This is a genomic window from Alistipes senegalensis JC50 (assembly GCF_025145645.1).
Taxonomy (GTDB): domain Bacteria; phylum Bacteroidota; class Bacteroidia; order Bacteroidales; family Rikenellaceae; genus Alistipes; species Alistipes senegalensis.
On record NZ_CP102252.1, the window covers coordinates 3,265,242 to 3,280,200 of the forward strand.

Annotated in this window: 14 protein-coding genes and 1 pseudogene; 11 read left to right on the forward strand and 4 right to left on the reverse strand. The window is 47.7% G+C overall.

The annotated features are described in order from the left end of the window. The first annotated feature begins 315 nt into the window (after positions 1-315). The 4 genes from NQ519_RS13025 to NQ519_RS13040 all read left to right on the forward strand — a co-directional run bounded on the left by NQ519_RS13025 (position 316) and on the right by NQ519_RS13040 (position 5,257). Entirely contained in the window at positions 316-1,548 is a 1,233-nt protein-coding gene (locus NQ519_RS13025) for a site-specific integrase (protein WP_019150720.1), read from the forward strand. Positions 1,549-1,572: 24 nt separating this feature from the next. After that, positions 1,573-1,761, forward strand: coding sequence for a hypothetical protein (locus NQ519_RS16290; RefSeq protein WP_044118626.1), 189 nt, complete (start codon positions 1,573-1,575; stop codon positions 1,759-1,761). Positions 1,762-2,140: 379 nt separating this feature from the next. Next, a complete protein-coding gene (locus NQ519_RS13035; RefSeq protein ID WP_227901096.1) occupies positions 2,141-2,494 on the forward strand; it encodes a hypothetical protein in 354 nt (117 codons plus the stop codon). Positions 2,495-2,548: 54 nt separating this feature from the next. Beyond that, positions 2,549-5,257 carry an SIR2 family protein gene (locus NQ519_RS13040; protein ID WP_227901155.1) on the forward strand — a complete coding sequence of 903 codons (2,709 nt, stop codon included), beginning with the start codon at positions 2,549-2,551 and terminating at the stop codon, positions 5,255-5,257. Positions 5,258-5,408: 151 nt separating this feature from the next. Here NQ519_RS13040 and NQ519_RS13045 read toward each other — a convergent pair whose 3' ends face one another. The 3 genes from NQ519_RS13045 to pdxR form a co-directional block, all read right to left on the reverse strand. Then, complete coding sequence (locus tag NQ519_RS13045; protein WP_026076516.1) at positions 5,409-5,708, reverse strand: helix-turn-helix domain-containing protein; 300 nt, start codon at positions 5,706-5,708, stop codon at positions 5,409-5,411. Between the two features lie 33 nt (positions 5,709-5,741). Then, positions 5,742-6,041 carry a helix-turn-helix domain-containing protein gene (locus tag NQ519_RS13050; RefSeq protein WP_019150716.1) on the reverse strand — a complete coding sequence of 100 codons (300 nt, stop codon included), beginning with the start codon at positions 6,039-6,041 and terminating at the stop codon, positions 5,742-5,744. Between the two features lie 964 nt (positions 6,042-7,005). Then, positions 7,006-8,430 (reverse strand): MocR-like pyridoxine biosynthesis transcription factor PdxR, encoded by a 1,425-nt coding sequence (pdxR, locus tag NQ519_RS13055; protein ID WP_019150715.1) that lies wholly within the window; start codon positions 8,428-8,430, stop codon positions 7,006-7,008. An 86-nt stretch (positions 8,431-8,516) separates the two neighbouring features. On the opposite strand from pdxR, the gene NQ519_RS13060 reads away from it, so the two are divergent. The 7 genes and pseudogenes from NQ519_RS13060 to NQ519_RS13090 all read left to right on the forward strand — a co-directional run bounded on the left by NQ519_RS13060 (position 8,517) and on the right by NQ519_RS13090 (position 13,454). Further along, positions 8,517-8,978 carry a pyridoxamine 5'-phosphate oxidase family protein gene (locus NQ519_RS13060; RefSeq protein WP_218915853.1) on the forward strand — a complete coding sequence of 154 codons (462 nt, stop codon included), beginning with the start codon at positions 8,517-8,519 and terminating at the stop codon, positions 8,976-8,978. Between the two features lie 4 nt (positions 8,979-8,982). After that, entirely contained in the window at positions 8,983-9,654 is a 672-nt protein-coding gene (locus tag NQ519_RS13065) for a YggS family pyridoxal phosphate-dependent enzyme (RefSeq protein WP_019150713.1), read from the forward strand. A 28-nt stretch (positions 9,655-9,682) separates the two neighbouring features. Beyond that, a complete protein-coding gene (locus NQ519_RS13070) occupies positions 9,683-10,162 on the forward strand; it encodes a pyridoxamine 5'-phosphate oxidase family protein (RefSeq protein WP_019150712.1) in 480 nt (159 codons plus the stop codon). Further along, the gene (locus tag NQ519_RS13075) at positions 10,163-10,957 is read left to right on the forward strand and encodes an arylamine N-acetyltransferase family protein (RefSeq protein ID WP_019150711.1); all 795 of its coding nucleotides are present in this window, start codon (positions 10,163-10,165) and stop codon (positions 10,955-10,957) included. A gap of 158 nt (positions 10,958-11,115) precedes the next feature. Next, positions 11,116-11,358: pseudogene (locus NQ519_RS13080) on the forward strand (twin-arginine translocase subunit TatC); the annotation flags it as partial. Between the two features lie 99 nt (positions 11,359-11,457). Next, positions 11,458-12,051, forward strand: coding sequence for an RteC domain-containing protein (locus NQ519_RS13085; RefSeq protein WP_019150709.1), 594 nt, complete (start codon positions 11,458-11,460; stop codon positions 12,049-12,051). 359 nt (positions 12,052-12,410) lie between these two features. Beyond that, positions 12,411-13,454: a linear amide C-N hydrolase gene (locus NQ519_RS13090; RefSeq protein ID WP_019150708.1), complete on the forward strand. Its 1,044-nt coding sequence runs from the start codon at positions 12,411-12,413 to the stop codon at positions 13,452-13,454. 52 nt (positions 13,455-13,506) lie between these two features. Here the strand turns inward: NQ519_RS13090 and NQ519_RS13095 are convergent, their stop codons facing one another. Then, positions 13,507-14,919: an acyloxyacyl hydrolase gene (locus tag NQ519_RS13095; RefSeq protein WP_026076514.1), complete on the reverse strand. Its 1,413-nt coding sequence runs from the start codon at positions 14,917-14,919 to the stop codon at positions 13,507-13,509. Positions 14,920-14,959: the final 40 nt, after the last annotated feature.

The window sequence follows — 14,959 nt, forward strand, 5'->3', positions numbered from 1 at the left end:
GGGGTTAGAGAGAACCGGACTGCGAATTCGAAGCCAAAGTGAAGCCATTGAAAAGCCAACTGAAACCGGAGTTACGTTACTATCCCGTTACTCTGTTCCGAATGGTAAAGGCGGTTTTGGGGAGGATTTCAAAGCACTGAAATACAAGCTCTATTCGTCTTGTTCCGACTGCAAATATAGCCGAATTTCCAAAATTCGGGCAAAGGGAGGCGGGAAAAGTTCTATTTCGGGTGCGATTGCGTTGATATGCTGCGATTTGCGTATCGAAGAATAGCTCTATAAGAAATAATTTTGTAACCAAAAAATTGTAGAGTTATGAGATCGACATTCAAAGTTTTATTTTACCTCAAACGCAATGCCCCGAAAAAGAATGGGCTTATTCCGGTCATGTGCCGCATCACGGTAAACAGCAAAATCGCCCAGTTCAGTTGCAAGTTGGATGTAGAGGAGAAGTCGTGGAACGTAAAGTCAGGCCGTGTCTCCGGCCGCAGCATCGCTGCGCAGGAGGCCAACCGCATGTTGGATAAAATCCGCATAGGTATCAACCAAGCCTATCAGAAGATCGCCGACCGCGACAACTATGTAACCGCCGAGAAAGTGCGCAACGCTTATCTGGGTTTGGGTATGAACCACGAAACCTTGCTGGCGGTATTCCGTCAGCATAACGATGATTACGAGAGGCAGGTGGGCAAACTCAAAAGCCTGCGCAGCTATTGGAAATACTGCGTCGTTTACAAACACCTCGCGGAGTTCGTCGAAAAGCGGTATAAGGTCAGCGACATTGCGCTCAAAGAGCTTACTCCAGCATTTATCACGGACTTCGAGTTGTTCCTGCGAGTGGAAAAGAATCACTGCAACAACACGGTCTGGTCGTATATGATGCCGTTTCGGAAGATTATCTATATGGCTGTCAATAACGGCTTGTTGCAGCGCGATCCGTTCTTCGCGTACAGCATCACCAAAGAAGAGACCAAACGGGGGTTTCTGACCCAAGAGGAAATCAGGCTGCTGATCAACGGCACATTCAAAAAGAAAAGCTACGAACTGATCCGCGATCTGTTCATCTTCTGCACCTTCACGGGCTTGAGCTGGACGGATATGGCGAACCTTACCAAAGCGAACCTGCGCACCTCGTTCGACGGGCATCTGTGGCTCGACACGAACCGGCAGAAAACGGGTGTCGAAACCAATATCCGGCTGTTAGATGTCGCCAGACACATCATCGAGAAATACGACGGCATGGCCGAAGGGGACAAGCTGCTGCCCGTTCCGTGTTACGAAAGCTGTAAAAGAGGCATCAAGGCAATAGCGAAGAAGTGCGGTATCGAAAAGAACGTCACGTGGCATCAAAGCCGCCACAGCTATGCGACGACCATCTGTCTCTCCAACGACGTACCTATCGAAACGCTCTCGAAAATGCTCGGACACCGGAGCATCCGGACGACGCAAATCTACGCTAAAATCACGGCAGAGAAAGTGAGCCGCGACATGGAGAAACTCGCGCAGCGCATCGAGCAGATGGAGAATTTCATTTGTCAGGCAATATAATCCGATCCTCTAAAATGAAAAGCGATGAAAAAAGAAAGAGACATCATTACGATAGACGAGCAGGGCAGATTGAATATGCCGGCCGATACCGCCGATATATGGATGACGGAAGCGGAGATCGTCGAACTGTTCGGCACGACTGCCGGAGCGGTACATGCGGCTATCAAAGCCCTCCTCGAAGAAAACGTCCTGCACGGTTGCAAGGTCTGCTGATACGTCCGTCTGAAAAACGGCAATAGTGCAGACGTGTATGACATGGAGATTGTCATAGCCCTCGCGTTCCGGCTGAACACCTACCCTGCGTCGGTTTTCAAAAAGTGGCTGGTAAAGAAAGCCACTGCACCCCGACGCACGAAACCTCCGATTGTCATTCGGTATAAGGATGGGCTTCTGAATTGAACCGGACAAGCAAGGAAACGGGCAGGCTTCGACACCTGCCCGTTTTCATTTTCAGAGAATTGCATTGCGGTAGTTTTCCGTAAGGAGCTTCTTGATGTCCGTTTCACAAGAAAAAGCCTTTATACCTTTGATCTGTTTGATGTTTAGCAATAAATAGTTAATTTTGTAAGAAGTATAAGTACCATATAAATTTATGAATCAACAAGAATTTAACTTGGATTTCGATGCGTTTGTTCGTTCGTTTGTTCAGAATCGAGATACTTCTTTTGCATTCTTATTAGGAGCCGGAGCGTCTATTACCTCGGGAATACCATCTGCCGATGATTGTATTTGGGATTGGAAGAGAATGATTTATTGTTCTTCCCAGTCTTCCATTCCTCCATTTATCGACCCCAAATCCGATACTTGCAAAGATATCATCCAAAAATGGCTTGACAGTCAAGGAAAATTCCTTCCTGCTGGAGATCTAAAAGAATATTCTTTCTATGCGGAAGAAGCATTGCCTATTGAAGGTGATAGAGTGAAATATTTTGAGCATTTAGCTTAAGGGAAACAACCATACATTGGATATAAGCTTTTATGTCTTCTGAACAAATACGGCATTGTCAGATCTGTATGGTCAACCAACTTCGATGGCTTGGTCGAACGTGCTGCTCAACAAGCCAATATTACGCCTATTTGCATAAATCTGGATTGTACCGATCGAATATATCGGACGGAAAGTACCAGTGAATTATTATATATTGCCTTACATGGAGATTATAAATATACATCATTAAAAAATACTTCTAAAGAGTTGGATAATCAACATCCGACTTTTGTAACAGCATTAAAACGATACTTCAATGATAAAAATCTCATAGTAATCGGCTATAGTGGTCGTGATCAATCCCTAATGTCGGCATTGACTGAAGCATTCTCTGAAAGAGGCTCTGGACGGATATATTGGTGTGGCTATGGTTCCCATATTTCACCCGAAGTGGAATCTCTTTTGAGGACGGCAAGAGAAGCGAGTCGGGATGCATATTATATTGATACCGACGGATTTGACAAGACGATGTTTTCGCTTGTTATAAATTGTTTTCAAGCTGATATCGAGAAGAAAAAAGAGATCATGTCTATATTGGAAAGTGTTCCCGAAGACAATGATACATCTTCATTTTCAATTCATATAACGCGAACGGACAAATACTTGAAAAGTAATTTGTATCCCATAATTTTCCCAAAAGAATTGTTTCAATTCGAGATAGAATATCATGAAGGTGAAAGACCTTGGACTCTTTTAAGAGAGATTACTAAAGACCAAAATATTATAGCTGTTCCATACAAGCAAAAAGTATATGCTTTATCCACAAGTTCAGCTATCAACAATGTATTTGGTTCCCGACTAAAAAGCGATATCGAACGGATTCCCGTTTCAATGGACGATATAGAGCGAAAAAGCAGTTATAGAGAACTGTTTTTAAGCGCCACGCTTCAAAGTATTGCGATAATTCGAGGACTCAATGTCGATATTAGGCATAATACACTTTGGCGCTCCGATATTTTTAGAAATGACAATGGCACTTTGATACATGAAGCTATAGAATGTTCGCTCGTTTTTGTGCCACAGCAAAAATATGCTCTGCTTTCTTTGCGACCTACAATATACATAGAAAATTCTCACATGGTATCGAAAGAGAAAAAGCAAGAATATGCGCGAATCTATTTGGATAAAATGTGGAATCAAGCATATAGTAAAAAACTCGCCCAATGGGAAAATATTATATTCGGTGGTGCTCGTCTTTCTTTTGAAGTTCCCCAGAATTCCGGGAGCGGATTCAAATTTCAGATAAGCCATAATTGCGGATTCTCCGAAATACAATATCAGGACAATACCGAACGCGGATATTCATCCAAATCGTATGATAACAAAAGAACCATCTATCGAGGACTTCAGCTCAAAGAACCTGAATTGGAATTTGTAAATACATTTGCAGACAGACCTTTTTTAGATTCAAACCCCATGAGAGGACTGTCAAATCACAGACCTTATGACTCTTGGCAGAAAGATGTATTGCTGCAAAATGTAAGATTGGGCGTAATATGTCCTAATGTACATACGGATATATTCAAATCTTTCTTGCAACGATTAAACACAACCATTCAAGCGAACGATAATTCGGATTATATTCAGCCATATACGGGATTCCATAGTATATACAAAACATTGTTGGAAATTCCCGACAACGGTACTGATAAATGGATAAATATAGAAGCTACTCCAAAAGATACGCTATCTCTTGCACGATCAATATGCTTTCAAGCCAATAGCTTGGCAGATAAATATCCGGGAATTGTGATTGTAATTTTCATTCCCGCATCTTGGAGTATTCACAGACAATTCAAACATAACGGGGAATCATTTGATTTGCATAATTATATAAAAGCGTATGCTGCCCAACATCGTTTCACAACGCAAATCATAGAAGAAAAGACTTTGAGAGACCCTATGGTGTGTGAAATTTGTTGGTGGCTGTCATTAGCTTTATTTGTTAAGGCAATGCGTATTCCTTGGGCATTAGCTAATCTTGATTCAGATACAGCGTATGCAGGCATAGGTTATAGCGTCAAAACGAATAGCAAAGGCAAAGTGGATATTGTCTTGGGTAATGCTAAAGGGCAGGGTTTAAGATATAAATTATCAAAAGTAGAACAACCTCGATTCGACAGAAAAAAGAATCCATATTTAACCTATGAAGAAGCTTTTAAGTTTGGAATAACCATACGCGAATTGTTTGTCAAATCTATGGATAGATTACCCCGTCGAGTCGTTATTCACAAACGAACTCCATTCAAAAAGGAGGAGATCGAAGGCATTACTCACGCATTAATGCAAGCTGGTATTAAGGATATTGATTTAATAACTATCAATTATGAATACGATGCCAAATTTATTGCTCAAAAGGTCTATTATGATAATATTTCCGACGATTCATATCCTGTTTCGCGGGGAACCTGCATAAAGTTGTCGTCAAGGAATGCTTTACTATGGACACATGGCGTTGTTCCGTCAATTAGGGAGCGACGACGTTACTATCCCGGTGGTAGATGTATTCCGTCGCCTCTTAAAATTACCAAATATTACGGCAAAGGGGAAATTTCAACTATTGCTTCTGAAATCATAGGATTTACAAAGATGAATTGGAATTCATTCAATCTTTATACCAAATTACCGGCGACGATTGATACGTCAAATACATTAGCACAAGTGGGAAATTTGCTACATCAGTATAATGGAGCGACTTATGATTATCGGTATTTTATTTAATGACCATTTATATCTGTAATCTTAAAGTCGTGTTATTCATTTATTACAGAGTTATAAGTTTCATGTAACTACGAGAAAAGATGACGAGGTTGTGAATTGAACCGGACAAGCAAGGAAACGGGCAGGTGTTGAAGCCTGCCCGTTTTCATTTTCAGAGAATTGCCTTGCGGTAGTTTTCCGCGAGCATCTTTTCGATGTCGGATTCCCGATAGAGGACTTTGCCGCCGAACACGATATAGGGTATCTTGCGCATGGTACGATACTCCTGCAAGGTACGTCGGCTGACTTTCAGCCGGGCGATCACCTCCTTGTCGGTCATGTATCGTTCTCCTCCGAGCGGCGGATGAAAATCGTCCATGAGCTTATCTACCTCCTTTGCGCATTTCTTCAAAGCGTGCAATGCCGACGCGATGCGTCCGTCCTCCGACGTGATTACGTTACTGTCATTCATCTTTTCTGTGGATTTAGTGGTTGGTATTTTCATTCAGGTATCCTCTCGCCCGGATTGCAATAAGGCGGCTTCTTTCAACAGCCGCACAACTTCCTCCGGCCTGAAATAAAACTTGCGGTTCACCCGCGTGAAGGCGATCATCCGGTTGTCGCGCAAGGTCTGCAAGGTTCGCGGGTTTATACGCAACAGGCGACATACCTCCTGCCCGTCGAGCCACTTCTGCATCTGCTTGTCATTGCAACGGCAACATAACACGCCGACCTTTCCCACGAGCGTCTCCGTAGCGGCGAGCAACGCCTCGAATGTTTTCTCTTCTACGATAACTATTTCCATGTCCTACGATTTTTAAGATTTGCGGCAAATCTACTCAATCTCTCCGTACCTGCTTGCTGTCCGATGTTTCGTGGCAGCTTGTGGCGTCCGTTTGGCACAGTTTGGCGTTGTACCGGTCGCATACTGAAACTGCTCTTGCCGACAATAGCAGGTATGTTGCCCGTGTAGAGCCATAGATTTCGCCCAATAGCCCAACGTCGCAACCAAACCAATGTCGGACGGTCTTTCGCAACCGAACGACGTGCGTATGCCGTTCAGATTGTTCGGCTGTTTGTCGGTCTGTTCCTGCCGACCTTCGGCTGTCCAGCCCGATGGCCGCACATTGGTTTCTACGGTAAGAAAATATCGGTTGTATAGCTTTTGCCTGAAATGACAGTGGTGTTGTCGGAATGGCGACGTTTTGTACTTTTGCTTCTTGAATAGTCGTCTCGGAAACCTTTGTTTTGCATCCAAATGACAGGACGCATCGCTCGGCTTTATGCTGCGGTTGAAATCGGTTCTCCCGCAGTCTGCTCGAAGGCGAATTTTTATGTTCGTCGGAACATGGCAAGGTGTGTATCGAGTTACTCGATACCTTTCGGGTTACTCCCGAAAGCCTTGCCCTGACGGGGAGCAATCGCCCCTCCGAAGTCGGGCGATTAGAAGAATGATTGGTAAACAGAATATTCTAACAACAGCGTATTGCTGGTTTAATTGTAACCAACGAACTCATGATTTAATGTATAGAATTAACCATAGTCCGTAAAAGATTCCAGCAAAACCATGAAAAATCACAAAAGATTCTTGAAAAAACTTTGATTGAATTTGATTATGCAAAACGGCAATTTTCGGGTCGTTAATGAAAAAAGGTTGCTGGAACTTTGCGGTATTAGAATAAAAATAGGAGAACCGAAAAGTACCATCTTCGGTTATATTTTCTCGATTATATCATAGTGGAGAAAAAACAATCAATTCTATAATGCAGTTAAAGGTATTTCCCCAATATCGAAAGTCCTTTCTCCAAATCTTCATCCGACAGCGACGCATACCCCAGTCTTATTCCGCATACAGGCTCTGAAAAGCTGAAACGATCCGGCGTATAGAAATGTACAAAGGATTTATTTGCTTGTTCTCTGACCTTATACAAGTCTATTTTATCGTTAGTGGGAACCAGCCAGAAAGCCAGACCACCCGTCGGGATATTGTACTTCACCTTTTCGTGCAGATGCTTCTCCAGCATGGAAGCGAAAAAGTCTCTTTTTTTCCGATAGACTTCGGCCATCCTTTTCTGATGCCTGCGAAGTTCGCCGGAATCGATCAGGTCGAGCAAAGCCTGCTCCATGAAATTGTCACCCTGCATATCCATGATTCTGCGGAGTTCTCCCACTCTTTCAATGAAATCGATGGAGCTATAAATATAACCGATTCGTATGGCCGGAGCAATCAGTTTGCTGAATGTGCCTATGTACACGTAATTCTGCACCTCGTCATAAGCGGCTATCGGCATTACGGGTCGGAGACCGAAATGAAACTCGTTATCGTAGTCGTCCTCTATGATTGTAAATCCGTAATGGTTTGACAGCTCGATAAGCCTCAAGCGTTTGCTCAGGCTCAATGTCACGGTGGTAGGATACTGGTGGTGAGGTGTCAGATATACGGCTTTGACGGAATCCCGTCCGGCGAATCGTTCTATATCCTCCACGCAGATGCCGTCCGGTTCCACCTTGACAGGAATGATTCTGGCTCCCGCATGTCTGAATGCCTCCCACGCAGGTTTGAATCCGGGATTCTCCACCAAGATCACATCGTCCTTTTTCAGCAGACAATGGGCAGTCAGGAACAGCGCCATCTGGCTCCCGCGCGTTATACATAATTGTCCGGCGGAGGTTCTCATCTGCCTGTTTCGATTCAGCATCCCGGAAAGGGCCTCACGGAAATGCAAATCGCCCAGTTTATTGGAGAGATTCATTATCTGCCACCTTGCTTTTTGCTTGAAAACCCGCCGATAGGCTCTTGCCAGTTCGTTTATCGGCGAACGGGTAATATCGGGAATGCCGTCGTCGATGAATATCTGTCCGCCTCGGAATATTTCTTCGCTATCCGCAATCAGCGGTCTGTTTCTCTTGGAACCCACAGCCAACGGCAATGTTTCCGACACGACAGTCCCGTGCCGTTCTGTTGTGCTGATCCAACCTTCGGCCGAGAGGATTTCAAATGCCCGTACAACGGTATTCCGATTGACTTTTAATTCTGCACTCAACTGCCGTGTACTGGGCAGCGCCGTTCCCGGCAGGAGCGAACCGTCTTTAATGGCGGAGATAATTCTGTCCGCAATCTGTATATAAATCGCTTCAGGCAAACTTCTGTCAATGGTCAGTTGCTTGAAGCCTTTGCTTTCTGGACTACTCATATTTATTAAAACTGGACTACAAAGATAGTCCAAACAATCCGTAACTTTACACAAAATTCAAAATAAGAAGAATCATGCAGCATAGAATGAAAAGTCATCAACTGACTACGGAGCAGATTAACCGGCTTTTACAGGAATGCCGAACCGGAAGTTTGGCTACTGTCGGAAACGACAACACTCCCTACATAACGCCGATTCATTATGTATATAAAGATGGCAGCATATATTTCCACGGATTGCCCAAAGGGCAAAAGATAAGCAATATAAAGGCGAATCCGTCTGTGAGTTTCAATGTTTACAACATGGTGAGGCTGCTGCTCGATGAAAGCGGGAATCCCTGCGATACCAATACGGAATATCAAAGCGTGATAGCACAGGGACGGGCGGAAATCGTGAGTGACATAGACCGTAAAAGAACTGTTCTCGATGCGATTGTGGATAAATACACCCCTCGGTATTCGGGACAGCGACTACCCGACAACATGGTGAAAGGGACTGCCGTCGTGGCAATCAATGTAACGGAACTGACAGGGAAATACTGGGAATAAGCATATGGTCGATATAAAGGGCAACCTTGCGAAGGTCGCAGCTACTCTGCCTCGGGATGTAGAGTTGCTCGCCGTCACGAAATTCCATCCGGTCGAGGCTTTGCGAGAAGCCTACGACTGCGGACTGCGCCGATTCGGAGAAAACCGTGTGCAGGAGTTGCTTTCCAAGCAACCTCATCTGCCCTCCGATATAAAGTGGCATTTCATCGGTCATTTGCAATCGAACAAGGTAAGACAGGTAGTCGGTCGCGTCGAGATGATAGAAAGCGTGGATACGGTGCGGCTTCTGAACATCATAGACCGTGAATCCCAACGTGCCGGGGTCGTAAGCAAAGTTTTGCTTCAGCTCCATGTCGCCCGCGAGGAAACGAAGTTCGGTTTCTCGGTGGATGAACTGATGGATTTCTTCGAGAACAGAGGTTTTGAATCCCTGTCGGCCGTACATATCTGCGGACTGATGGGCATGGCATCGAACACGGATGATTACGAACGGGTATCCTCCGATTTTCGGGAAATAGCACGTTGCTATAACCTGATAAGAAACGATGAGCGGTTCGGATTGTGCGGCTTCGACATATTGAGCATGGGGATGACCAATGATTATGAAATCGCCATACGCGAAGGCAGCAACCATGTGAGAATCGGCACAGCCATTTTCGGTGAACGGGAATACTGACAAAAGACAATAAAAACAAGATTGAATCATGAGAAGAAAAGACAGAGAGGTCAAAGATATGGACGGTATCTTCGACATTATAGAAAGATGCGACGTCGTGCATCTGGGTATGGTGGATAACGGGAAACCGTATGTCGTCGCCCTCAATTTCGGATATGAACGCGAGGGCGATGACCTGATTCTTTATCTGCATTGCGCTATGGAAGGTAGAAAAATTGACATTTTGCGCGGCAATCCCGACGTATATTTCCAGATGGACTGCGTGAACGAGTTTATCGAGGGGACATCGGAACGGCCTTGTTCCTATTGCTGGAGATACGACAGCGTGATGGGCAGCGGACAGGTGGAATTTGTCGAGGATGCGCAGGAGAAAATATACGCTCTTAACAAGCTGATTCAGCATGTAGGAAAAACCGATGAGATATTTTCATTTCCGCCTGCATCATTTGCCCGTACCCGTGTACTGCGCATACGCTCCAATGATATTACAGGCAAGCATCATGAATAGATGTACACCTACGAGCAGATAAAGACATATTTCGACCGCATAAATTATCATGGCGGCATGGAGCGGTCTGTGGGAAACCTTACGGCGATGCACAGACTGCATCTGCTATATATTCCCTACGAAAATCTGGATTTGTTGAATGACGTTCCCCTTTCGCTTGCGGAAGAGGATTTATACGATAAAATCATAACGAAACGACGCGGAGGCTATTGTTTCGAGCTGCAAGGAGTGTTTTGTCACCTGTTGAAATCGTTGGGATATTCGGTCGCTCAATATGCAGGTCGCTTTATGGATGAGCCTTGGCATATCCAGATGCGTCGCCACAGGATTCTGGTTGTCAGTCTGAACGGGAAAAGATATGTCTGCGATGTAGGTGTCAGAAGCGAATCGCCGCGTGTTCCGCTCGAACTGGTCGAAAACCGGGTGCAATCCGATTCCATAAGCGAGTATCGCTATGAGAAAGATTCCTTTTACGGATGGGTGCTGATGCAAAAGGAGCGGAACAAGGACTGGAAGCCGCTTATAGGCTTTACCGAAGAACCGCAGATCGACGATGATTTCATAATGCCGTCATTCTATTGCGAGAAGCATCCGGATTCTACGTTCAATAAGTTCATGAAAATCTCGATTTTTACGGACGACAGCAACAAAACGATTGTAGGCGATGTTTTCGGCGTATATTCCGATGCCATAGTTAAAGAAAGGTACAAGATTAAGTCCAATGAGGAGGCAATGAATATTCTGGCAGTTGTTTTTGGTATTGAAGTACCGAAGAATTATCGAACTCGTATATGATAAAAAACCGTGTTGCTCTTGGCTTCAATTATAAAATCCATATAGGGTGATGATATACTTCGTATAAAAACAGCAATTTTCGGGTCGTTAAAAGGAAACGGTTGTCGCAACTTTGCAGCATCGAAACCGAAAATAGTTAATTGTGTAATGAATAAAAACTAATTATTATGTCGCTGGCAATGGTGCTTGTCTTCGAGATTCTGATTCTCTCGTGGCTCTTTGCCAAGTTGGGATTTCTCTCAGCCGACTTCATGCGCCGCTACCGCAAACATGCCATTGTGGTCATTCTCGTGGTGGCGGCAATTATTACCCCGACCTCGGATGTTTTTACGCTGTTGTTGGTTGCGTTGTCGATGTGGCTGTTGTATGAGGCGAGCATTGGATTAATGAAAAACAAGTAACAGAAAAGTCATTCTTTTTAAGGAATAAATCCCCTCCGTAGATTACCGTATGCAACAATACGAAATTTTGACCCTCAAAATTTATTACTTAAAAGATGAATGATTATGACACATTATATTACGGCGGATCATTTGGTCGATACCGCCACAAAAGCCGTCACGGAGGAACTCTTTCGTGAATTCGACAAAGCCTTGCAATCGTTTTGCAATGAAGAACAAGATAGAATAGTTGTTTTCCGCACGTTGCGCTACACCCGAATCCGATTGTATGTTTTACGAAAATACCTTTCCGATGACGAGGCTGCGACACGTAATACACAAAGTCGTTTCTTAGAAATAGCACTCGGTTATATCAATACGGAATTGGAACTGCTTACCCGGTATGGAGGCCGAGCCGAAACACCTGCCATGCGCATGCGCTGGACCGGCACACTTGTCGAAATGGTCGAGTTGATTTACGGCTTGCAGGAGATGCGTTGTATCGACGACGGAGATACTCCGATCAACGAGCTGTTCGCTTTTTTCGGCTCGCAGTTCGGACTGGAAATAAAAGTTCGGAATTGCTACGATACCTATCTGGACATCAAACGTCGTAAGAATGATAGTCGGACGTACTTTCTCGACAAGATGCGCGACCGGCTGAATCTGCGAATGCAACGAGACGATGAAAAAGAAATGAAACGACGACGATGATGAGTAATGCGGGCGGGGAAAATCTCGTCCGTATTTTCTATAAAATTCAGCTTGTTTATTTTGTAGTTTCCGGGAAATTCTCTACATTTGCATAGAGTTGTTCGACGAGTTGAAAAGTGCAGCATTTCAGCGCAGTTACATGGTCGCTAAATCGTTACCGACAACTTTCCTCTTTTCTGCTTTATCCTGTCATTCAGTCAGATACGCAAAAGTTTTTTATCCTCCGCAAAGATAGTGCAATCCCTCCGGCGAACCAAATTTACTCCGGTCATTGCTTCCGTCCGCGTCCCTTGCGGCGAATGGCGGCGGCTTTTGCACTTTTTTTGCAGCGGAACGGCCGGACTAAAAACACCTGATTTATGAAAACTCCCGTTATGACGATGCTGGGCGCCGCTGCGCTGGCCGTCTTCCCGCCCCAGGCCGAAGCCTGCACCCGCGCCGTTTATCTCGGACCCGACGGCATGACCGCGACGGGCCGCACGATGGACTGGCGCGAAGATCCGCTCACCAACCTTTACATCTTTCCGCGCGGCACGGCGCGCCGCGGTGCGAATACGGACAACACCGTTTTCTGGACCTCGAAATACGGCACGCTCTCGGCCGCCGGCTACGACATCGGCATCACCGACGGCATGAACGAGGCCGGGCTGGTCGCCAACCTGCTCTTCCTGCCCGAATCGGTCTACGAGCGTTCCGGCGACACGCGCCCCGTGATGGGGCTGAGCATCTGGACGCAGTATGTGCTGGACAATTTCGCCACGGTGGACGAGGCCGTCGCCGAATTGGAGAAGGAGGCGTTCCGCATCGACGCCCCCGACCTGCCGAACGGCGTGAAATCGCGGCTCCACCTGGCGATCTCCGACGCTTCGGGCGACAGCGCGATTTTCGAATACCGCGACGGCAAGCTGGAAATCCACCACGGACGCCAGTATCAGGTGATGACCAATTCGCCTTTCTACGCCGACCAGCTGGCGATCCTCGGCTACTGGCAGCAGATCGGGGGGCTCACGATGCTGCCGGGAACCAACCGCGCTTCGGACCGTTTCGTGCGGGCGTCGTTCTATATCAACGCCGTCGCGCAGTCGGCCGATCCGAAGATCGCCGTACCGGCCGTGATGTCAGTCATGCGCAACGTTTCGGTGCCCTACGGCGTTTCGATGCCCGACAAACCGCACGTCGCTTCGACGCGCTGGCGCACGGTCTGCGACCAGAAGAACCGGGTCTATTACTTCGAACCGACGCTGGCGATGGAGACTTTCTGGATCGACCTCGCGGCGATCGACTTTTCGAAGGGCAGCGGCGAGCGGACCCTTACGCTCGCCGGCGGACAGAGCTACGCGGGCGACGCTACGGCGAAATTCCGCAAGAGCGCCAAGCCTTTCGCGTTTCTCTTCGGGGCGTGATCTCGTCCGTCCGAAATGAAAAACCCCGGCTGTGAGGCCGGGGTTTTGCGTGTCAGCGGTGCCGGGGGTATTTGTTGTTGAAGCGGTAGCCGACGCCCAGCATCAGGAAATTGGGCATGTGGAAGTCGCGCAGGCTGTATCCGATGTGGACGTAGGAACTGTGCGTCACGGCGACTTTCAGGGTCAGCATCTGGTAGAATGATTTCAGGTCGCCGCCCTTGTGCAGGACGTTGACACCCAGTCCGATGCCGATGTTGAAGTAGGGCATCACGAACTCCCCGCGGGCCGAAACTCCCAAAGCGATCTGCCTGTCGAATCCGGGTTTTTCCACCACGAGGTCCGGCCTGCCGCCCATCGGTACGAGCTGGTCGGCGATGGAGATGTTGGCGCTGCCGTCGTAAACGCCGTCGAGCGACACGCCCGCGCGGAACTTGTAGCCGAAGTTGTACATCGAGGCGAAATTGAACCCCACGACCGTATAGGCGTCCGGTGCGGCTACCTGTATGTCGCCGTCCTCGATGCCCTTGCGGCGCCACGAGCCGAACAGCGTGAGGTCGTAGCTGAAATGGCGCGGGAAGGCCGGATAGGCGGTTGTCGTGGGGGCTTCGGAGGGGTTGCGGCCGAAATTGTAGGTCAGTCCGGCGCGCAGGCCCACGGAGTTGAGGCCCGCGTTGGGGAACTTGGTGTTGCCGTTGGAGAAGTGCGAGAGCGAGACGCCCGCCGAGAAATCGACTTCGCGCGTGACCATCCAGTTGAGGAAGAAATCGACGTTGAGAAAGGCGTTCATCTTCGATCCCATCATCATGTTGAGCCGGTTGGTCTCCTCGTCGTAGGGCTTCCAGCCGAACGAAAGGCCGAAATTCCACTCGTAGTCGAACGACAGCCGGGGGCTGATGCGGGCGATGCGGGCTCCCTGGAAGAGGTAGGCCGCGACCGGGTTGCCCAGCTCGTCGGGGTTTCCGAAGTCGTAGTAGGCGACCCCGATGCCCTGATAGGCGCCGCCGTAGATCCGGTCGGGGAGCGATCCCGGGCGGAACTGGAACGAGTAGCGGAGGTGTCCCGAGAGCGAAAGGTCGATGGGCTGCCCGGCCGTGTTGTTGCCCTGTACGAAGGGGTTGGTCGGGAAGATGTATTCGGGGCGGAACTCGCCGCCGAGGCGGTGCATGAAGCGGCGTTCGGAGGCCGTCTTGCCGCTGCGGACCCTGTTTTCTGCGGCGGCAGGCCGGGCGGCGTCGAATCCGGACCGTCCGCGCAGCCCGGCTTCGTAACCTGCGCGGTACCCAGCCCTGTATCCCGCGCGGTAAGTGTCGCTGCCACGGTGACGGAGACTGTCGGGAGCTTCGGATGTCGTTTCGTCGGCCGGGGGAGCCGTGCCCGGAGGCGTTTGTGCCGCGGCCGTTCCGGACAGGAAGAGCAGGGTTCCCGCGAGAACCGCAGTTTTCCAGATCCGTATCTTGTTTTTCATCGTGAGACTGAAATTCATGTTTTGACGCCGAAGTTACGAA